This window comes from Nesterenkonia sp. AY15, assembly GCF_022565855.1.
GTDB lineage: Bacteria > Actinomycetota > Actinomycetes > Actinomycetales > Micrococcaceae > Nesterenkonia.
Window position 1 is genome coordinate 659,346 of the sequence record NZ_JAJOYV010000001.1, and the last position, 18,892, is coordinate 678,237.

General features: G+C 66.1%; 20 protein-coding genes and 1 other RNA gene. 10 read left to right on the plus strand and 11 right to left on the minus strand.

Annotated features, from left to right (window positions below; genetic code table 11):
* Positions 1-114 precede the first annotated feature (114 nt).
* Positions 115-1,341, minus strand: coding sequence for a phage portal protein (locus LSI54_RS02980; protein ID WP_241477726.1), 1,227 nt, complete (start codon positions 1,339-1,341; stop codon positions 115-117).
* 98 nt (positions 1,342-1,439) lie between these two features.
* A complete protein-coding gene (locus LSI54_RS02985; RefSeq protein ID WP_274617474.1) occupies positions 1,440-2,672 on the minus strand; it encodes a phage major capsid protein in 1,233 nt (410 codons plus the stop codon).
* Between the two features lie 181 nt (positions 2,673-2,853).
* On the opposite strand from LSI54_RS02985, the gene LSI54_RS02990 reads away from it, so the two are divergent.
* Positions 2,854-3,180 carry a hypothetical protein gene (locus LSI54_RS02990; protein ID WP_241477728.1) on the plus strand — a complete coding sequence of 109 codons (327 nt, stop codon included), beginning with the start codon at positions 2,854-2,856 and terminating at the stop codon, positions 3,178-3,180.
* Between the two features lie 294 nt (positions 3,181-3,474).
* Here LSI54_RS02990 and LSI54_RS02995 read toward each other — a convergent pair whose 3' ends face one another.
* The 4 genes from LSI54_RS02995 to LSI54_RS03010 form a co-directional block, all read right to left on the minus strand.
* Positions 3,475-3,774: a WhiB family transcriptional regulator gene (locus LSI54_RS02995; protein ID WP_241477729.1), complete on the minus strand. Its 300-nt coding sequence runs from the start codon at positions 3,772-3,774 to the stop codon at positions 3,475-3,477.
* A 250-nt stretch (positions 3,775-4,024) separates the two neighbouring features.
* Positions 4,025-4,429 carry a hypothetical protein gene (locus LSI54_RS03000; RefSeq protein ID WP_241477730.1) on the minus strand — a complete coding sequence of 135 codons (405 nt, stop codon included), beginning with the start codon at positions 4,427-4,429 and terminating at the stop codon, positions 4,025-4,027.
* 141 nt (positions 4,430-4,570) lie between these two features.
* On the minus strand, positions 4,571-6,073 hold the full coding sequence (locus tag LSI54_RS03005) for a DNA primase family protein (RefSeq protein ID WP_241477731.1): 1,503 nt from the start codon (positions 6,071-6,073) through the stop codon (positions 4,571-4,573).
* Positions 6,074-6,863: 790 nt separating this feature from the next.
* Positions 6,864-8,246 carry a recombinase family protein gene (locus LSI54_RS03010; RefSeq protein ID WP_241477732.1) on the minus strand — a complete coding sequence of 461 codons (1,383 nt, stop codon included), beginning with the start codon at positions 8,244-8,246 and terminating at the stop codon, positions 6,864-6,866.
* Between the two features lie 158 nt (positions 8,247-8,404).
* Here LSI54_RS03010 and LSI54_RS03015 point away from each other — a divergent pair, with 158 nt between their 5' ends.
* The 9 genes from LSI54_RS03015 (at position 8,405) to smpB (ending at position 15,696) form a co-directional block, all read left to right on the plus strand.
* Positions 8,405-8,599: a hypothetical protein gene (locus tag LSI54_RS03015; RefSeq protein WP_241464262.1), complete on the plus strand. Its 195-nt coding sequence runs from the start codon at positions 8,405-8,407 to the stop codon at positions 8,597-8,599.
* Between the two features lie 28 nt (positions 8,600-8,627).
* Positions 8,628-9,008, plus strand: coding sequence for a TadE/TadG family type IV pilus assembly protein (locus LSI54_RS03020; RefSeq protein WP_342357794.1), 381 nt, complete (start codon positions 8,628-8,630; stop codon positions 9,006-9,008).
* Positions 8,995-9,453: a hypothetical protein gene (locus tag LSI54_RS03025; RefSeq protein ID WP_241477734.1), complete on the plus strand. Its 459-nt coding sequence runs from the start codon at positions 8,995-8,997 to the stop codon at positions 9,451-9,453. Before LSI54_RS03020 ends, LSI54_RS03025 begins: the two co-directional genes overlap by 14 nt.
* 1 nt (position 9,454) lies before the next feature.
* On the plus strand, positions 9,455-9,949 hold the full coding sequence (locus tag LSI54_RS03030) for a pilus assembly protein TadG-related protein (RefSeq protein WP_241475271.1): 495 nt from the start codon (positions 9,455-9,457) through the stop codon (positions 9,947-9,949).
* An 81-nt stretch (positions 9,950-10,030) separates the two neighbouring features.
* Positions 10,031-10,954 carry a hypothetical protein gene (locus tag LSI54_RS03035; RefSeq protein WP_241477735.1) on the plus strand — a complete coding sequence of 308 codons (924 nt, stop codon included), beginning with the start codon at positions 10,031-10,033 and terminating at the stop codon, positions 10,952-10,954.
* Between the two features lie 138 nt (positions 10,955-11,092).
* Positions 11,093-12,208 carry a peptide chain release factor 2 gene (prfB, locus tag LSI54_RS03040; protein ID WP_241464267.1) on the plus strand — a complete coding sequence of 372 codons (1,116 nt, stop codon included), beginning with the start codon at positions 11,093-11,095 and terminating at the stop codon, positions 12,206-12,208.
* A 3-nt stretch (positions 12,209-12,211) separates the two neighbouring features.
* The gene (gene ftsE / locus LSI54_RS03045) at positions 12,212-14,209 is read left to right on the plus strand and encodes a cell division ATP-binding protein FtsE (RefSeq protein WP_241477736.1); all 1,998 of its coding nucleotides are present in this window, start codon (positions 12,212-12,214) and stop codon (positions 14,207-14,209) included.
* A complete protein-coding gene (gene ftsX, locus LSI54_RS03050; RefSeq protein WP_241464269.1) occupies positions 14,206-15,123 on the plus strand; it encodes a permease-like cell division protein FtsX in 918 nt (305 codons plus the stop codon). The genes ftsE and ftsX overlap by 4 nt, the downstream gene beginning before the upstream one ends.
* Positions 15,124-15,192: 69 nt before the next feature.
* A complete protein-coding gene (gene smpB, locus LSI54_RS03055) occupies positions 15,193-15,696 on the plus strand; it encodes an SsrA-binding protein SmpB (protein WP_241464270.1) in 504 nt (167 codons plus the stop codon).
* 56 nt (positions 15,697-15,752) lie between these two features.
* Here smpB and LSI54_RS03060 read toward each other — a convergent pair whose 3' ends face one another.
* The 5 genes from LSI54_RS03060 to LSI54_RS03080 form a co-directional block, all read right to left on the minus strand.
* The gene (locus LSI54_RS03060; protein WP_241464271.1) at positions 15,753-16,142 is read right to left on the minus strand and encodes a DUF6480 family protein; all 390 of its coding nucleotides are present in this window, start codon (positions 16,140-16,142) and stop codon (positions 15,753-15,755) included.
* An 87-nt stretch (positions 16,143-16,229) separates the two neighbouring features.
* Complete coding sequence (locus LSI54_RS03065) at positions 16,230-17,327, minus strand: aldo/keto reductase (RefSeq protein WP_241475263.1); 1,098 nt, start codon at positions 17,325-17,327, stop codon at positions 16,230-16,232.
* A gap of 165 nt (positions 17,328-17,492) precedes the next feature.
* Positions 17,493-17,865, minus strand: a transfer-messenger RNA (tmRNA) gene (gene ssrA / locus LSI54_RS03070).
* A gap of 64 nt (positions 17,866-17,929) precedes the next feature.
* Positions 17,930-18,334, minus strand: coding sequence for a fluoride efflux transporter FluC (locus LSI54_RS03075; protein WP_241464282.1), 405 nt, complete (start codon positions 18,332-18,334; stop codon positions 17,930-17,932).
* Entirely contained in the window at positions 18,324-18,863 is a 540-nt protein-coding gene (locus LSI54_RS03080; protein ID WP_241464283.1) for a CrcB family protein, read from the minus strand. Before LSI54_RS03080 ends, LSI54_RS03075 begins: the two co-directional genes overlap by 11 nt.
* Between the last annotated feature and the right edge of the window lie 29 nt (positions 18,864-18,892).

The following is an 18,892-nucleotide window of genomic DNA, read 5'->3' on the forward strand; positions in this document are numbered from 1 at the left end:
CGAAAAAGGAGAATGAGACCGCTCTCCGACCATCGCTCCCCGAACCCTTCCGCGCGGCCCCGAAACAAGAACCGCCGGCCAGGATGCGGGGTGACGTTGACGCCGCGCCCTGGTCTAGTCGCCGCCCTCCTGGGTAAGGTTCATCGGCGTGATCAGCTCATCGGTGTCCGGGATGTGCGGCAGATTCAGCAAGTCCCGGCCCTCCGCCCTCGTCATCACCGGGGCCCCGGTGAGCACCTGCGCCGTGCGGGCTTTTTCCAAGAAGGTGCCGGCAACCATCCCGTCCCGGTCAAGCTTCAAAGCGACCCCGTCCCGGGTGTCTAGGTGGGGAAGCAGCTGCGAATTGAACGCCTGCTCGAGCTCCACACACCACGGACCCAGCACGGCACCGTAGAGCGTCTCCCGGTAGGCATTCAGCCCCGCGAACTTCCCGGCCCGGATTCCCAGCATCTCCGGCGGTACCCCGAAGAACGTCGCGACCTCCACGTCGGTCAGCCGTCGCCCCTCGATGTCCTGCGCGTCCAAAGGGGTCAGGCCGGTCATCGGCTGGTACTCCATCCCGTTCTCCAAGATCGGGGTGCCGCCAGCCTTCTCACCGCTGGCCCAAGACCGCCATGCCTCCACAAACGCCTGCTTCTGCTCGGCATCCCACCGTTTAGCGTCCGCCGGCCGTGTCAGCAGGCCGCTCATCTTCGGGCTGTTCTCCCACAGCCGGGACCTCCACTGCACGGACCGCTGCGCCTCGTCGAGAATCGCGGCCAAAGTGTGCAGCGGCGACACCCCGCCGGCGGTGTCCGGGTGCCACCCGTAAAGCAGCACCTTGGGTATATCGGTCACGTCCACCGACTCGCCGTTCTCGTGGACGCGGACTTCCCGCACGACTCCGAAGGCGTCAGAGCGAATCTCGAACATGTGCGGCGGGACCCGTCGCAGTTCCCCGTGGACGTAGATCACGAGGGCGGCGTCGTAGAGCAGCCGGTCGATCATCACGTTCCGCCACAGCATGTACGAGGTCATCAGCGGGTGCGGCTTCTTTAGCACCCGGTACGCGTCGCCGTCCCGGATCGTCCTGGTGTCATTGTCCGCGCGCTGCTGCAGGAGGACCATCGGGGTTGACGCCGCCTGGGTGGCGAGGAAGTCCACTACCTTCCGCACCGACGGCTGGGACGCCCAGATGTGCGCCGGGGTGCGGGGCCGGCACCTTCCCGGCCCGCCCGGCCCCGTGGTGTCCACGGCACGGAAACAGTCAGTGAACCCCGGCCCGGACCCCGTGCTGGTGGTGCCGGTACTTTTCGCGGTGCCGGGCTCGGCGTCCTTCGACACTGCAGGCTTGATAATCATGGCTGCTCTCCTTCTCCCTCTTCCTCTCTCAAACGATCAGACGGGGCCAGGGTCCCCGCCGGTGTTGGTCGTTACCACCGGCGGGGACCCCGGCTCAATCAGGCGGCAGTCAGGGTGGCGACCGTGTAGGTCTTGAGGCTGGAAATTTCCAGGCCGAGACGAAGCTCGTCACGGAAACGGACCTCATTGGTGCGAAACAGGTCGCGCACCTCCGGGGCCTCGGCGGTGCCTACGTTCGCGGTCGACGCGTCCCAGGTGAGCTGGTGCGAAGCCCGGTGCAGCAGGGTCACCGTGGAAAGGTCCCCGACGATCGCTTCCCCGCGCGGCATGTTCGCCGGGGTCACCACTGGCAGCCCCCACAGGCGCTGGTTCACCCGGTCCACCGGTGCACCGGCGAACTGGAAGTTCTGGTCCGCGTCCAGCGACACTTCCAGCTCCTCGAAGTCCTTCGGTGCCATCACCACATGGGTCGGCTCGACCCCAATGGCTTCGAGGTCACCGATGGCGGCGCGGATAGTCCGCAGCGCCGACACCGCGTAGGGCGTCTGCTGCACCCCGCTGGTGTTCAGGAGGCCGGTGACGGTGTCCCCGTTCTCGTCCGTCCCGCCGTGGAGGATGAACTCGGCTGCGGCCTCGTCCACTCCGTAGGCGAGCTCGCTGGTGAGGAACTGCTGCAGCCCGTCATAGTCAGCGAGCCACTGCAGACGGACCGGTTCGGTCAGGGCCGCGATCGTCGCGATTGACCAGCTTGCTGGGCTGAGCCCAAACCGGGAAATAGGCTTCAGTGTCCCGCCGGCCACGGTCGCCGCCTGGTTGTCTCGTTCGGTCTGGCGCAGGTACTGCCCGCCCGCCCCATTGACCTGCCGGGTGCCCAGCGCGGCGGCGAGGCTGAACCGCTGGCGGGGATCCTCGATAATCCGACCATCGAACTCCGCGGTGATCGCGCCCTGGGGGATGAGCTGCTTCGCGACAGCGGGTCCGCCGATGAGTGGGGCGGCGGCGTCGAATGCGCGCATCACACCATCGGAGAAGTGGCGGGCCTTCTCGGCGACGCCGTACCGGGTGCCGGCCTTCAGTGCCGCATTGCGGCCCGTACCGCTCCAGTCCTTGTGCTGGTCGTTCTCCCGCAGCTCGGAGCCGTCCATAGCCGCTTGCAGGTCCCGGGACGCCTTGTCCTGCTTCGCGATCGTGGCCTGGAGGCCGGTCACCTCGGCGGCGAGCTCGACCGCGCGGCTGGCGTCCTTCTCGGAGAACTCACCGCCGGTGATGGACTTCTGTCGGAGCTTCGCGCCCTCGCTCATCAGAGCAGCCAGTTTCTCTCTGGGATTCATGATGTTGTCTTTCTGTGTGAATCGGATAGGGGATAGCGGGGACGCTGCTACAAGCTTGCCGGGATTCGGTCGACTATGTGGCGAAACTCAGTGCTGATCGACTTCGACCCGAATTTTCTTGCGGGTTCCCTGATTCCGGGACTTGATAAGGTATGGCGACAGGCTGGGATACAAGGGAGGCATGATGGTTGAGGAAGAGCTGCCCGAGGTAGGGGACTTTGTTGATCCAGGCCCAACCGATGGACTTCTGATCGGGCAAGCCAGGGTCGACTACTTTGGTCTTGATGCATTGGCAGAACGCGCGCGACAGAATCCGGGACAGCCCATGCTTGCGGCAAAGAAAATTCCTTTCCGGGTAGCGAAGACCATCTCAGCTCGACGGCGTGACCCTTACTTCACAGAAGACGGCATCGTGAAAGTCACCCGTCGCTCTACCGGCGAGAAGAACGAGGACGGCGAGAAGTTGGTTAACCTCTGGTTTACGTATGAGCCGTTCCCACCGCGATGAGAGACAGTCGTCATCCGGCGAATGGGTGATTATTCGTCGCCCGGGAAGCTCACTCGAGGGAGAACCTAAGGGGCCCTCGCTATATTGAGACTTTTTGCGGGGGACCCCGGCTGCGCGCCCCCGTCCGCTTGCCCCTAGCTTTTTCGACCCCCCTACCCCCTCGAACGGCCCGGCATGCCAGGACTGGCGCAGGATGGGCGTTCTCGCGTCCTGGCCGCGCTTCCAGGCGTGAGGGTGCTCGTGCCGTGTGCGCGGCTGTCACGCGGGCTGGCAGCCGACCACCGTTTTTGATGTTCATGCGGCCTCTTTTTCGCGTTGTGCGCGGCGTCGTTGGGCCTTGCGATCGGTGGGTGTGGTTCCGCCCCAGACACCGTTGGGTTCGTTGACGGCGAGGGCGAAGTCTCGGCATTCGGCGAGGACTGAGCAGCCTCGGCATAGTGCCGCTGCGCGTTGCTGCTGGCGTGGGTTCTCGCTCAGCCATTCGCTGCTGTTTCTGCAGGGTGTGATGGCTCCGTCCATGGCGGCGACGAGCTGGGGCCAGGTGTGGTGGTTGACGGCGAGGTCTGGTGGTCGGCGTGGATCGGTGCGCGCCATGGTGGTTCTCCTTGGTCTAGTCGGTGTCGTCGTGGGGTGGTGTGGTGTGGAGGCTTGCGACGAGGGTGCGGAGGTCTCCGAGCTCGATGCGAGGTGGCGGCACTCCTGGTCGTCTCGGCGGGGATTCCGTCCGGGTTGTGTTCTGCTGTGCAGCTGTCTCCGCTCGGGTGGTGTCTGGTGCGTCGTCGTGGTGTCCCATTGGCCTGCCCTTCGTCGCCTGTTTGGTGTCGCTTTCGCGGGGTGGTGTCGGTCAGCCTTGGTCGGTCGTGCTCCGAGGGAGGACCGCCAGGGGCAGGTGGTTGGTGGCCCATTCGCCCGCGAGGCGGATGCCTTCGAGGGGGGCGTCGAGGGTCTCGGTTTCCTCGGTGGTCTCTTCGGCGCGTTTGATGCGGAAATGGCCGGCGAAGATGGTGATGCGGATGAGCTCTCCACGCCCGGGGGTGAAGCCGAGCAGCTCGACGCCGTGTGCGTGCTTCGCGGCGCGGATGCGGGCGATGGGCCGGTACGACTGGATGGTGTCTAGGGCGTCGAGTCCGTATCCGTCGACGACGCTGATGGTGATTTCGTCGAGCTGTCGCGCGACGTCGATGGTCAGTACTTCGTCGCTGATGTGAATTTTTCGCAGTGGGCCTGGGGTGATCGTTACTTCGGTCATGGCGGTTCTCCTTGTTGTGGTGGTGATTTCTAGGTGTTGTTGCGAGGCTGGGAACACTTGTCACACTTGTTCCCAGTCATTTCTCATGCGCGCGCGTGAAGGAATCTCTGGGAAATGCTGTGACATGTGTTCCCGCCCTGGTCAGCCGTCATCGTGGACGTCTGCGGCCAGCCCGATTCCTTGCCATCCGCGCCCCCTCCCACTGGATTCGGTTACGCCGTCGAGTGCTCGCACCTGGGGTGTCATCACGCGGGAGCCGAACTGGGGTTCCCGGTTCTCTTTGGCCCAGGTGTTGTAGGCGTCGAGTAGCGCGGCGCGGGTGATGCTGGCTGCGGGGTTCCTGATGCAGCGCTCTTCGATGAACCGGGCGAGGGGGTCGTTCTCGCCGTGGTATTCCTCGGTGCGGGCCAGGACGGACGCCGGGGTGCGCAGCTTCCCCGCTGTCTGGTAGGCGAGGAGGCCTCGGATTGCCCAGGCGAGGGCGGCGTCGATCTCTGTTTGGAGGCGCTCTTCGAGGGTGGTGTCCTCGCGGCCTGCGAAGGAAACGGTGAAGGGTACGACTCTGATCCTGGCCCATGCGGCTGCGGCGTCGGCGGGGATGGTCGGCAGGTCGTTGGTGAGCATGAATAGCGAGTGCGAGGGGTTGAACTCGACGTAGTCCTGGCCCATGTGTTTCGCCGTGATCGGGTCCCCGCCGGTGAGACGCTTCATCACGGATTCGTCCATTTTCACGCCTCGGTTGAGCTCGGACATGCTCACGAATCGTGCCCCGCGTAGCCGCATGAGCCCGGACAGTTCGCCGGCGCTCTTCTTGTCCCCGTGGCGGCTCGCGACGAGCATGTCGCTGGGTGCGGTGGTCGCGTAGTCCGCGAGCGCGTGGCTCATGGTGTTCGCGAAGACGCCTTTGCCGTTTCGGCCCGTGCCGGTCGCGATGAGTAGCAGGTGCTCGATGGTCCTGCCGATGAGGCTGAGCCCGAGGTACTGCTGCAGGTAGTCGCGGCTTTCGGTGTCGGGCAGGCTGGTCTCGAGGAAGTGCTCCCAGGTCGGGCCGGCGGCGTCCGGATGGTAGGCGGCCCTGGTGATCTTCGTGATCCTGTCTGCCGGGTCGTGAGGTTTCAGCTCATGGGTCCGCAGGTCGAGGGTGCCGTTGGCGCAGTTGAGCAGGTAGGGGTCGACGTCGGTCTCGGTGACGGCGATGCGCTTGTCGCGGGATGCGAGGGCGAGGACTCCGGCGCTGCCGTTGGCGGTCATGGCGGAGGTGACGTCGGTGCGGAGGTCCCGGTCACTCATGGCTTCGGCCCATGATGCTTCGAGGACTTCGCGGAGCGCCTGATAGGCGTGGACCTCACGAGGGTCTGGTGCCCAGCGTGTGCCGTCCCAGTGGTGCCAGCCGCTGCCGATGACGTAGGTGATCCTGCCGGCGGTGTGGGTGGCGTAGCGGGCTGCTATGCGCTGTTGACGGCTGAGTCCGTGGTCTTGCCAGTCGTGCGGGGTGGGCGTCGCGGTCTGCGCTTCGTCGGTACGGGCGCGGACACGAGCTCTTATCTTTTCGAGCTGCCGAGCGGTATTCTTGTGAGTGTCGGATTCATTTTTCTGGGAACGCCCTCGGCCTGCCGCCGGGGGTGTTTCGCTGTGCGGGCTCATTTCGATGCCACCGCCCGTGCGCCGTGGAGGGCGGCGGCGATCGTGTCGAGCTGCTCTCGCGTGAGGGGCGGCCAATCCGCGACTGATTGGCGGACGTGGTCTTCTAACCGGGCCGCCTTGAGGCGTTGCCGGGCTTCGACCAGTTCAGGATCATCTGCTGGGCGGGATCGTGTGAGGGACGCAACGCGTGCGCGTTCCGAGGTCCATGAGGGCATCTGAGGCTCCAGAGCACTAGTAATCTAGTGCCCTCCCAAGGACTTCGGGCGGGGTTGTATTCGAGGTAGCCGCCAACCTCAGAAGCGATGCTCGGCGTCCGCATGGGCCGCCTGCTCCGAAACGTCCTAAGACGTTGCTTTTAGATGCTAGCACCTACCAGGCAATAGATGCATTGTCTAAAGCAGTGACTTTAGGTGCTCGAGTCCGATTCGCTGGATACCGGCTGCGAGCAGTGTGTCGAACCGTTCGTAGAGGCGAGGGATGTTCTCGCTACTCACGGGCAGATGGTTCCGACACTGGTCATGACTGCATCGCAGAATGTATCTGCCACGGTCGACGCGGACCGGCAGCCGTGTCAGGCGGCGAGCGCGCGAACTGCGCTTCGCAGGAGCATCCCCGCCACGGTCCGCCCTGGATGGGGCTGGGGCCAGCGGTGTCGAATCCTTGGGGGTTTCCACCCATTCGCCGTCACGCCTATAGAACACACCTGCATTCGCGCTCTCGTGGGAACGTGATTTAGTTCCATCGCAGTAAACAAAAATCATTTCCTTCATCTGGATAGGTTCTAGTCTCATCAGCTGGTTGCCTTCCTGGGCAGTATCTCGATGGTGTCCGCGCTGAAACTGTGGCCCTTCCCCATGGGGAGTATCCGAACCTGCATGAGTGCCTCAATGATCTGCCTCTTCGCGATGACCGGCAACGCCAGCCACCCGGCCTCGATATCGTCTGTGCCGAGGACCGCGCCCAGGGGGTCCAGGGTGTCTGCGGCGTCGATCCGCGCCTCGTAGTCGCGCAGCTCAGTGGTGAGCTTCCCTGACTGTTCCCGGACCGCCCCAGGTGAGAGTAGACCTTCTCCGAGTAGCGCGGCGAGGGTGTCCCGGCGCTCGCGGATGGCGGCGGCTTTGGCGCGGAGTTCGGTGACGTTGCTGTCGGGGTTGAAGAGGGCGGCTGCGTCTGGCCGGGATAGGACTCCAATGACTGCGGCTTCGACGACGGCGTCGACCTGCTCGAGGCCCCGGCTGAGGCAGTAGCCGCCCATGCACCGGTAAATCATCCGGCTGTGCCCGTTCTTCGTCGGACTGGGTGAGGCGTACATCGGTTTCCCGCATTTCCCGCACGCCGCGATACCTGAGAGGAGGTACTTAATGGAGAGGTCGTTGGGGGCGGTCTTGCGGCGTGGATCGGTGAGTTTCGCTTCGAGCTCGGGGAGCTGCTCTGGGTCGAGGATCGCCGGCCAGGACCCGTCCCCGAGGTCCTCGCCGTTGTAGATCCGTCGCCCGATGTATCGGGGGTTGATCAGCAGCCGCCGAACCTGGGTGACACCCCAGGGGTTCCCGGCCGTGGTGGTCAGTCCGAGGCTGTTCCAATGCCGGGCGACGGCGGTGATCGTGGAGCCGGCGAGGACCATCCGTGCCCCTTCTCGGATCGCCGCTGCCTCGTCCTCCACGATCGTGACCTCACAGTTGTGGCGCTGGTAGCCGAAGGGCCGGCGGGTCCAGAAGGTCTCACCGCGGCGGGCTCGCTGCTCGTTGGCGGACCGCTGGCGGGCTCCCTTGTGTTGGACCTCCATGGCCGCGATCGCGGTCAGGATGGTCGCGACGGCGACGCCCGTGGGGTCGCCGAGGTCGAGGCTCACACCATGGACGCTGGCGATGTTGGTCCGGTGGTCTTTCCCGGCTTCGATGACCCGGGTGAGGTCGCGGACGTTGCGGGTGAGCCGGTCCAGGTGCCAGACGATGAGCGTGTGGACCTTCCCGGCCTGCATGTCGGTGACGAGCCGGTTGAACTCGGGGCGCTCCTTACCGCTGCTCGCGGACCGGTCGTTGTCCTTGTAAATGGTGAGGTCGTCGAGCCCTTTGGCCTCGGCGAGCTTCGTGCACGCGAGCTCCTGGCGATCGATCGCGGCCCAGTTCCCTGTCTTGTCCTGCGACTGACGCAGGTAGATAGCAGTCCTCATGGAAAGAATAGTAACTGTTAACCACTCTGGTGCCGCTGGTGTTCGGCGTGCTGCCGCTGACGGTGCTCTTCGCGATCTACCCGGGTCTCTCGCTGCTGGAGATCGGCATCTGAACCACCGCTCACAACACAACCACACCACCGGAGAAGGGGAAGAACATGCCGCACACGGAAAGACTCGTCCACCAGGCGGCCTGCGCCGCGGTCTGTTTGAAAGAGGAGGAGCGCGGTGATGTGCCGGGCTGGGTGATGATCACCTTGATGAGCGCCGTGCTGGTGGCCGGGCTGCTCGCGATCGCTCAGCCAGCCCTGCAGGGACTGTTCAACGATGCCATCAATCAGGTCTCGCGCTGACCCGCACCGGGCCCATCGATTCGCGCGCATCCGGTCGGCGGGGAAGGACAGGGGTGCCGCCACCGCTGAATTCACCATGGTCTCCGCGCTCCTGGTCCTGCTGAGCTTCGCGCTCCTCCAGCTGACCCTCATGGTGCACGTGCGCAACACCCTGATCGACGCGGCGTCCACGGGGGCTCGCTTCGGCGTGCTGGAGGACCGCACCGCCGGGGACGGGGTCCAGCGCACCCGGACTCTGATCGAGTCCTCGATCTCCTCCCGATACGCCCAGGACGTGGGCTATGAGTACCTGGCCCAACCGGAGGGCCAGACCCTTCAGATCACGGTCCAGGCTCAGGTCCCGGTATTGGGGCTGTTTCCGGGGGTCGGCAGCCTCGAGGTGACGGGCAGCGCGTATGACTTTGACTGAGCGGCTGACCCAGCGGCTGCGGCAGGGCCAGGATGAGTCAGGTTCCACACTGGTCGAATTCATCATGCTCGCCGTGCTGGTGCTGATTCCGGTCATCTATCTCATCCTCGGCGTCGCGACCGTCCAGGCCGCGGCCTACGCGAGCCTTGGCGCTTCCGATCAGGCTGCCCGGATGTACGTCCTCGGAGGGGAGGACCTCGGCGCGGGGGAACGGGCAGCACGAAGCCAGGCTGCGGCGTCGGCGGCGCTCGCCGACTTCGGGATCAGCACCGAGCAGGCGGAGATCACCATGTCCTGCCCCAAGGGTGGCTGCGAGGATGACGGCGACGTGGTCGCCTTCACCGTGGAAGTCCGGGTACCGGTGCCGCTGATCCCGGACCTCGGTGGCTGGCGCTCCACCTTGGTCACCGTCTCCTCCACCTCAGCGCAGGTCCAGGCGGGTTGAGATGCACGCGACACGGACCCTGCTCCCGACTCGGCTCCCGCAGAGAGGCGCGACCAAGGCGGCGCTGCGGCGGCTGCAGACTGAGGACGCGGGACAGTCCAGCGTCCTGATCCTGGGGATGCTGCTGGTGGTGCTGCTGCTCGTCGCCGTGATGGCAGGCGCCACGGCGGTCAATCTGGAGGCGCGCAAGCTGCTCTCCGCCGCCGATGGTGCCGCCTCGGCCGCCGCCCAGGCCGCAGAACAGGGCGCCTCCGGGCCGACCCCGCGGGTCAGCAGCGACCAGGTGCGCGCCCAGGCGCAGAACTACCTCACCGTCTCCGGCGCCCACGGCCGGTTCGATGACCTGGTCGTGTCGCGGACCTGGGTCACCGATGCGGGGGAGACGGCGCACGTGGAACTGGCCGCCGTCGTCGACCTGCCGATGGTCTCGGTGATCCTGCCGGCTCAGGTCCCGATCAGCGTGGAGTCCCACGCTCGAGTGAGCCTCAACCGATGAGCGGCCCACTCTTCCCGCCGGGATCAGCAGGCGCGACGATAGTCCTCTCCGACGAATCAACTCCGGGCAGGGGCCCCTGACATGGACACCACATTGACCGAGCGGTATGTCACCGCCGCCACCAGACACCTGGCTCCGAAGGTGCGCGAGGAATCCCGGACCGACCTGGAGCAGTCCATCGCCGAGGCGATCGCCAGCCGGGTCAGCATGGGAGAGGAACCGGCTGCGGCCGAACGCGCCACGCTGATCGACCTGGGTGACCCAGCCGTCCTGGCCGCCGGCTACTCGCACCAGCCGCTGAACCTGATCGGACCGCCCTACTACCTGACCTGGTGGCGCCTGCTCAGGAAGCTGCTCGCGATCGTACCGATCTGTGCGGCCGGCGGCGTCGCGCTCGGACAGACCCTCGACGGCGCCGATATCGGCGAGATCCTCAGCGCCTCGATCACCGTGGGGCTCTCACTGATCGTGCATCTCTGCTTCTGGGTCACCCTGGTCTTCTTCATCATCGAGCGATCCGGTGTCGAGATCGACACCGGCTGGGACCCCGAAGAACTCCCCGTGCCGGGGGCGGACAGCGCGAAATCCGAGCTCATCGCCACCCTGGTCTTCCTCGGGCTGGCCGCCGGTGCGGTGCTGTGGGACCGATTCGGCGGCTCCATGCGGGTCGACGGCGAGACCATGCCGATCCTCAACACCGCCCTCTGGCCGTGGCTGCTGGTGCTGATCGGGCTGCACGCGGTCTTCGCGGTGGTCCTTCAGCGGCGTGGCCGGTGGGATGCGGGTCTCGCGGTCGCCAACACCGTGCTCGCGGTGGTGTTCGTGAGTCTGATCCTGAACCTGCTGGTGCGCGGGGCCCTGGTGAGCCCGGAGTTCCTCGACTCCGGGGTGTTCGAAGCCGAGACGCTGCGCATCCTGGGGATCCTGCTCGGCTTCGGGGTCGTCGCGCTCTGGGGATGGTCCATCCTCGACGGCTGGCTCAAGCGCCGCCGAGATGCCCGCTGAGACCTGGCCCGACGCCGGGTCCCTCTGCCCGGCACCTTCGCGTCAGTCCCTTCCTCGATGGGGTGAAGATCAGCGCGAGCATGCCCCCGGGTGAGTCTCAACCGGTGAATCCCCAGACGACGGTACTGTAGTGCTGTTATGGCTGAGACAGATTTCCCCACCGCACTTCGTGACCTGCGCAATACGCTGCGCCGTATCACGGAGGTCACCGACGTTGAAAAGCTCAAGGCGCAGGTCGTCGAGCTCAGTGATATGGCCGTCGCGCCGGACCTCTGGGACGACCAGGCCAACGCGCAGAGGGTCACCTCTCAGCTGAGTCACCGACAGACCGAGCTGGAGCGCCTTGAGCGGCTCGAGACCCGGATCGACGACGTCGAGATGATGGTCGAGATGGCCAAGGAGGAGGGCGACGACGAGGTCCTCGACGACGCCGTCCGTGAGGTCGCCTCCATCCACAAGGCGCTGGAGTCCCTGGAGATCACGACCCTGCTGTCCGGGGAGTACGACGAGTACGACGCCGTGATGACCATCCGCTCCGGAGCCGGCGGCGTGGACGCCGCGGACTTCGCCGAGATGCTGCTGCGCATGTACACCCGCTGGGCCGAGCGCCGCGGCTGGAACGTCAAGGTGCTCGACACCTCCTACGCCGAGGAGGCCGGACTGAAGTCCGCCACCATCGAGATCAACGCGCCCTACGCGTTCGGCACCCTTTCGGTCGAGGCCGGCACCCACCGGCTGGTCCGGATCAGCCCCTTCGACAACCAGGGCCGCCGACAGACCTCCTTCGCCGCGGTCGAGATCATCCCGCTGCTCGAAGGCACCGAGAGCATCGACATCGACGAGAACGACCTCAAGATCGACGTCTTCCGCTCCTCCGGGCCCGGCGGACAGTCGGTGAACACCACCGACTCGGCCGTGCGCATCACCCACCTTCCCACCGGCACCGTGGTCTCGATGCAGAACGAGAAGTCCCAGATCCAGAACCGCGCCGCCGCGATGCGCGTGCTGCAGTCCCGGCTGCTGGTGCTGAAGAAGGCCGAGGAGTCCGCCGAGAAGAAGGCGCTCGCCGGAGACATCAAGGCCTCCTGGGGCGACCAGATCCGCTCCTACGTGCTGCACCCGTACCAGATGGTCAAGGACCTGCGCACCGAGCACGAGGTCGGCAACACCCAGGCCGTGCTCGACGGAGACATCGACGGCTTCATCGACACCGGCATCCGCTGGCGCAACGAGACTGCGGCCGAGGACGACTGATCCATGATCCGATTCGAACAGGTCACCCGTCGTTACGAGGCAGACGGGCGACCGGCGCTCGATGACGTCACCGTGGAGTTCTACCGCGAAGACTTCGCCTTCCTGATCGGCGCCTCCGGCTCCGGCAAGTCCACCCTGCTGCGGATGATCCTGCGCGAGGGCCTGCCCCAGCGCGGCAAGGTCACCGTGGCCGGGCAGAACCTCGGGCTGATGCTCGACCGCCGGGTCCCCGATTTCCGACGCAGCATCGGCATGGTCTTCCAGGACTTCCGCCTGCTGCCGGACAAGACCGTGTTCGACAACGTCGCCTTCGCCATGCGGGTGTTGGGCGCCAAACGCAGCGCGATCCGCAAACGCGTCACCAAGGTCCTGGAGAAGGTCGACCTCGCTCACCTCGCGAAGCGCTACCCGCATGAGATCTCCGGAGGTGAGCAGCAGCGCGCCGCCATCGCCCGCGCCATCGTCAACGACCCCGCGATCCTGCTCGCCGACGAGCCCACCGGCAACCTCGACCCGCGCGCCTCCGCCGAGGTCATGAAGGTCCTGCGCTGGATCAACGCTTCCGGCACCACCGTCATCATGGCCACCCACGACCGCGCCATCGTCGACCAGGCCAACAGCCGGGTGGTGCAGCTGCACCACGGCCGGGTGGTCCGCGACGAGTCCCACGGCTCCTACGACCCGCCCGAAGGCTCCGAGGCCTGGGATGTGCTCGCCCAGGAGGAGGGCGAATCAGGGCTGCGCGCCCACGATCCGGCCCCGCTCAAGACCGGGATGGTTCCCGCCGTGGTCGGCAGCGACACCGGCACCGCGGAAGACCACTTGGCGGACAGTGACTTCGGTGACGGCGGCACCCAGGAACACGGCACCCAGGAACACGACACCCAGGAACACCACACCTGGGAGCCCGACGCGCAAGACCACCATTTCGTGGAATCGCGTGATGACGCCATCGATCACGTCGGTGATCACCCCCAGGACCAGGTGATGGCTCCAGGCGAGGACCCCTCCGTGCTCGCCTACGACGAAGATCCGGTGCTCCAGGAGACCGCCCCGCTGGCATACACCGATGAGCTCACCGAACTGGACCTCGACGACGACGCCCCCGCGGCTCCCGCGGGCGATGACAGCGAACAGGGCCTCCACGACGCGCCGATCAACGATGAGCCCGTCGCCCACGATCCCTTCGAGCACGAGCACGAGCACGAGCACGACTTCGACGGCGAGGGTTCCGCGCACGAAGAAGAGGCAGGCTTCAGGGTCACCTGGCCCGAGCATCTCCGCCACGACGCTCACGGCCATGACGTCCAGGAGCCCCACGGGGACTTCAACGGCACCGAGATGCCCGACCTCGAACAGGACGGCTACACCGAGACCGAGGACGATCTCGAGGACGATTTCGTGACGGAACCAGCGGACGAACCAGCGGGTTACGGTCCACGCGAGGATCAGACCGAACTTCGGGCTGATCATCAGGACGCACACGCACTTCAGTCGGTCGAGCCGACCCTGGAGGAACCGATCACGGGCGAGATTCCTGCCGCGACCGGGCCTTCCGTCGAGCCGCCCCGCGAACCTGACCAGCCCCGGCCGCCGTCGGCCCCGATGTTCGACGGCGAGCCGCTCGCACCGCTGGCTCCGGCGACTCCGCCGCCCGCGCGGCCCCGGTTGTCCTGGCTGGCGCGCGCCGACGACGACGCCCCGCAGCCGCCCTCCGCCCAGCCGCCGGAACAGCAGTCACCGTCCCGGCCCGCCTTCACGCTGGATCCCCCGACGCCCGACCCGGAACCCGAGCCGGAGCCAGAGGTCGGGCCCCAGTCAGAGCCAGAGCTGGAACGTGAACCGGAGCTGCCGCCCGAGCCCGAGGAGCCCAGCCCGGTGCCGCGGCCTGAGTCCTCGGCAGCTCAGTCCACCTACCCCGATGCGAGCAGGACAGCAGAACATCTCGGCCTGTCCCGCTCGCGCCGATCGATCATGCGCCGCCTGAGGAGGGACCGATGAACCGCCTCCTCTATATGCTCAGCGAGACCTTCAGCTCGCTGCGCCGCAATGTCGCCATGGTCGCCTCCGTCATCCTGGTCACCTTCATCTCGCTGACCTTCGTGGGCTCCGCCGCGCTGATGCAGACCCAGGTCAACCAGATGACCGACGACTTCTATGATCGCCTTGAGCTCTCGGTGTTCCTGTGCACCGAGAGCTCCCCGCAGTCAGCGTGTCCCACCGGTGCGGTGAGCACGGATCAGCGCGATTCCCTGGAACACACCCTCTCCGATGGTGCGGCCAGCCAGTACGTGGCCAGCTACCGCCACGAGACGCAGCAGGAAGCCCTGGACGACTTCCTGGACACCCGTGGGGAGAACTCGCGCACCGCGGCGCTGACCGCCTCTGACATGCCGGAGTCCTACCGAGTGTTGCTCCACGAGCCGGAGGAGTTCCCGGTGGTCACCGAGCTCTTCGGGTCTGCCCCCGGGGTGGAGTCCGTGGCGGATCAGCAGGAGGTCCTCGATCAGATCTTCGGCATCCTCAACGGGCTGACCATGGTCGCGCTGATCATCGCCGGGGTGATGATCGTCTGCGCGCTGCTGCTGGTGGCGACCACCATCAGGCTCTCCGCGTTCAGCCGTCGCCGCGAGACCGGGATCATGCGTCTGGTCGGCGCCTCCAAATCGATGATCCGGATGCCCTTCGTCTTCGAAGGCGTGATCGCTGCACTGATCGGCGGTCTGCTCGCCTGTGCGGCCACCTGGGTGGTCGCGGAGTTCGTGCTGGGACAGTGGATGGCCCAGCAGGTGCCGAGCATCCACTTCATCGACTCCGCCGAAGCCTGGATCATCATGCCGGGCCTTCTGGCGATCGCCGTGGTCCTGGCGATCATCGCCTCCTGGGTCACGGTGCGCCGATACCTGCGTGTATGATCGAAGGTCGGCTCTTCTGGCCACTGCAGAAGAACGCCGAGATCAGCGATCCAGCGCGGAGGTGACACGGTGGCGAAGAAGAAGGGCGCGAAGAAAGAGCGCGATCCCAACAACAGCATCGTGGCGACGAACCGTCGCGCGCGGCATGACTACGAGATCCTCGACAAGTACGAGGCCGGACTGGTGCTCACCGGCACCGAGGTGAAGTCGCTGCGCGAAGGCACCGCCAACCTCACCGACGGCTTCGGCGGCTTCTCCAGCGGCGGCGAGCTCTGGCTCGAACAGGTCACCATCCCCGAGTACCTCAACGGCACCTGGACCAATCATTCAGCCCGCCGGAAACGCAAGCTTCTGCTCCACCAGAAAGAGCTGGTGAAGATCTCCCGCCAGATCGAGGACCCGGGCCTGACCATCGTCCCGCTCTCGCTCTACTTCAAGGGCGGCCGGGCCAAGGTCGAGATCGGCATCGCCCGCGGCAAGCGCGAGTTCGACAAGCGGCAGACCCTCCGAGAGAAGCAGGACAACCGCGAGGCCCAGCGCGCCATGCGCTACCGGAACCTGCGGTCGTCCTGAGTCTCCGCTGAGCCGATCTCAACTGAGTCGTGCTCAGCCCTCGGTCATCCCCTGGCTCAGTCGAGCAGTCCCGCGATGTAACCCACGAAGATCAGCAGCACCACGACGATGATCGCGATGATCGCCACGGTCATGACCAGGTTGGACTTCGGGGGCTTCGTCGGCGAAGCCTGCTTGGGTGAGGCGGTCGCGGAGTTCGAATCGGGCGGAGTATCGCCAGGCTGCACGCCGCCGCCGTCTTCCAGCCCCGGAGTCTCGGTCGGTTCGGGATCCAGCCCCGGGTTGCGCGCAGCCTCGTCGCGGTGATGCTCGCCGTGGGTGTGCTGATTCCCGCCGTCACGCTGGTGCGGGGGAGTGTCCAGCGGCTGGCCGCCGTTCACATCGGCGGAGCTGTGGTCCGCGCTGGGCCTCTTCGCCTCTTCAGGTCTGTTCTGTTCGGTAGTCATCTGACACCTCAATCTGTTGTGGTCGTCTGTCTCCACCATAGTCAGACCACCATCGGGCCCTGTCCGTGCGAGCTGAACGTCAGCTGACTACTCGCCGATCTTCTCGGCGATCTCCCGCTTGGTGGTCGCCATGATCGACACATCCGCGGCGCTCATGCGTTCGCTGGCCATATCGGCCTGGTGCCAGAACGGGTAGGCCAGGGTCGGCCGGCCGACGTCGTCGATGGCCTGAGAGTCCGCCGCGTCCAGGGAGACCTCAAAGGTGCCCAGCAGATCGTTCCACTGCTCCAGGCTGCGCGCGCCCACGGCCAGGTTGGTCACCCCGGGGCGCTCCAGCAGCCAGGCGAGCAGGACCTGCGGGATGGTGGCGTCGTTGCGCTGAGCGACCTCATCGAGCACATCGACGACGCTGTGGAGCTTCTCCCAGTCCGCCACGCGCATCTCGGAGCCATCCCCGTCGACCATGCGAGCACCTGACTCCGGGCGCTGGTCCCGGCGGTACTTGCCGCTGAGCAGCCCCATGCCCAGCGGGCTCCACGCCTGGGTGCCGATGCCCTGATCGATCCCGGCGGGGATCATCTCGTATTCGGCCTCGCGGGAGAACGGTGAGTAGTGGATCTGCTGCACCACAGGCTTGATGAAGCCGTTGACCTCACAGACCTTCAGCGCCTTCATCAGCTGCCAGGCGGTGTAGTTCGAGACCCCGTAGTACCGGATCTTGCCCGCGCGGACCAGCCCGTCCATGGTCTGCAGCGTCTCCTCCAGCGGGGTCTCGCCGTCCCAGTGGTGGAGGTAGAACAGGTCGATGTGATCACGGCCCAGCCGGTGCAGAGACGTCTCGACCTCCTTGAGCAGGTGCCAGCGGGAGGCGCCGCCGTCGTTGGGGCCGTCACCGACGACCATCCGGGCCTTGGTGGTGACCAGGAACTCGTCATAGCGGCCGCTGCGCGCCAGGGTCTGCCCCAGCACCTCCTCGGCGACACCGAGCGAGTAGAGGTTCGCGGTGTCCAGCAGGTTGACCCCTGCTTCGAGGGAGCGATCCAGCAGCACGGCGGCATCGTCGGGGCCCAGGCTGCCCATATGACCCATGCCGTTGGCGCCGCCGAAGGGCAGCGTTCCCAGCGCGAGCGGGGAGACCCGCAGGCCGCAGGTGGGGGAGAGCGGGCGGTAGAAGGGGATGCTCATCAGGCTCCTTCACGTAGATTTCGCACAGTCAACGAGACCTTCCGGATACTACTCCGACTCCCGAGGGGCGGGCTGAGCAACGCGGCCTTCCCGGGCCCTTCGAGCTGGGGCTTCCCGGCTTCAGGGCACAAAAAAGCCCGAGCAGGCTGAGCCTGCTCGGGCGATCTGTGGAGACGGCGGGAATCGAACCCGCGTCCGATCTGGATTCACATGGGCTTCTCCGGGTGCAGTCTGCTGATAGATTTTCTCGGCCCCAGCCGTCACGCAGACAGGCGGATGACGGGCCCAGTCGTGTGAATTGTCGACCCAACTCCCCACGACGAGGAGTTGGAACCAGTGGCTATCTAGCTGATGCCAGGAGCTGGGTCGATAGCAGACCCAGGCTGACAGACTCGCGTCGCTGCTTAGGCAGCGAGGGCGAAGTCAGTGCGCTTAGTTTCGGCACTTATTGTTTTGCAGAGAGGTATTTACGAGGTCACTCTGCATCCTCGACCCGCTTCACCATGATCAACTCAGATCGTCGAAACCGATCGTCCCCATATTGTGTTGTCAACGAGGCTTATCAGCCCCTGCCTCTCGCCACGTGCTCGCGAGCTGACTTTTCAGTATAGCCCCGACATTCGGGACAGCGCAATCCCCAGCGCGGCGGCTGCGAACCCGCACCCCACGTGCGCCGTCCAGATCCCCACCGCCCGCAGTCGTCGACCCGACACCCAGGTCTGCGCCACCCGCACCGAGACGGTTGCGAAGGTGCTCAGCGCACCGAGGACCCCGAAGATCAGCACCGTGGACACCGGGCCGGGCAGCACGCCTTCGGGCTCAGCGGCGCCGTTCCCGCTCAGCCAGGTGAGTTCGCCGAGGAGATACCCCAGCAGGAAGCACCCGAGCGTGTTCGCCAGCAGCAGGCCCACGCGCAGGTATCGGTCCAGGAGGAAGCGCGCCACCGCGCCCACCGAGCCGCCGAGCGCGACGCCCAGCGCAATGGCGATGCTGAATTCAGGATTCATGGCGGCCCTCGCTGCTCACACCGAGATCCGCGGAGGCGGCGCCGAGCTGGCCGAACAGCGCACGGCTGATGGTCAGTCCGGCCGCGGCAGCAGCGGTGCAGCCCAGGATGCTGATGATGAGGTAGGTGAGCATCTCCATCGCCCCCGGGCTGACATAGGTCACGGCCGCGAGTCCTTCATAGGCGGATCCGGGCATCGAGGGCATCACGGCGAGGATCACCGCAGAGAAGGTCGTGTAGGAGGCCAGCAGTCCGGTGCCGAAGGTCGGCACCACCCAGTCCGGGGTGCTCGGGCGGGCGCGTGCGACGCCGATGAGCAGGCCCAGCAGCCCTGATCCGCTGAGATTGATCACCAGCGTGGTCCACGGGAACTTCATCCCCTGCTCCGGGATCAGCTCGCCGACCAGAAGTCGCAGCAGCGCGCCACCGGCGCCGGCCAGCGCCACCAGGAGGATCAGCACCGTCAGCGAGGTCGCCTGCCGCTTCGGGCGTGGGCGCCTGCTGGAGGCACGCGGTTCGGGAGAAGACACCAGTACAGGATACGTCGGGGCCGGGCGGC

Coding starts and splice junctions, on each gene's coding strand:
- LSI54_RS02980 (WP_241477726.1), bottom strand. CDS start 1,341: ATGATTATCAAGCCTGCAGTGTCGAAGGACGCCGAGCCCGGCACCGCG.
- LSI54_RS02985 (WP_274617474.1), bottom strand. CDS start 2,672: ATGAATCCCAGAGAGAAACTGGCTGCTCTGATGAGCGAGGGCGCGAAG.
- LSI54_RS02990 (WP_241477728.1), top strand. CDS start 2,854: ATGATGGTTGAGGAAGAGCTGCCCGAGGTAGGGGACTTTGTTGATCCA.
- LSI54_RS02995 (WP_241477729.1), bottom strand. CDS start 3,774: ATGGCGCGCACCGATCCACGCCGACCACCAGACCTCGCCGTCAACCAC.
- LSI54_RS03000 (WP_241477730.1), bottom strand. CDS start 4,429: ATGACCGAAGTAACGATCACCCCAGGCCCACTGCGAAAAATTCACATC.
- LSI54_RS03005 (WP_241477731.1), bottom strand. CDS start 6,073: ATGAGCCCGCACAGCGAAACACCCCCGGCGGCAGGCCGAGGGCGTTCC.
- LSI54_RS03010 (WP_241477732.1), bottom strand. CDS start 8,246: ATGAGGACTGCTATCTACCTGCGTCAGTCGCAGGACAAGACAGGGAAC.
- LSI54_RS03015 (WP_241464262.1), top strand. CDS start 8,405: ATGCCGCACACGGAAAGACTCGTCCACCAGGCGGCCTGCGCCGCGGTC.
- LSI54_RS03025 (WP_241477734.1), top strand. CDS start 8,995: ATGACTTTGACTGAGCGGCTGACCCAGCGGCTGCGGCAGGGCCAGGAT.
- LSI54_RS03030 (WP_241475271.1), top strand. CDS start 9,455: ATGCACGCGACACGGACCCTGCTCCCGACTCGGCTCCCGCAGAGAGGC.
- LSI54_RS03035 (WP_241477735.1), top strand. CDS start 10,031: ATGGACACCACATTGACCGAGCGGTATGTCACCGCCGCCACCAGACAC.
- prfB (WP_241464267.1), top strand. CDS start 11,093: ATGGCTGAGACAGATTTCCCCACCGCACTTCGTGACCTGCGCAATACG.
- ftsE (WP_241477736.1), top strand. CDS start 12,212: ATGATCCGATTCGAACAGGTCACCCGTCGTTACGAGGCAGACGGGCGA.
- ftsX (WP_241464269.1), top strand. CDS start 14,206: ATGAACCGCCTCCTCTATATGCTCAGCGAGACCTTCAGCTCGCTGCGC.
- LSI54_RS03060 (WP_241464271.1), bottom strand. CDS start 16,142: ATGACTACCGAACAGAACAGACCTGAAGAGGCGAAGAGGCCCAGCGCG.
- LSI54_RS03065 (WP_241475263.1), bottom strand. CDS start 17,327: ATGAGCATCCCCTTCTACCGCCCGCTCTCCCCCACCTGCGGCCTGCGG.
- LSI54_RS03075 (WP_241464282.1), bottom strand. CDS start 18,334: ATGAATCCTGAATTCAGCATCGCCATTGCGCTGGGCGTCGCGCTCGGC.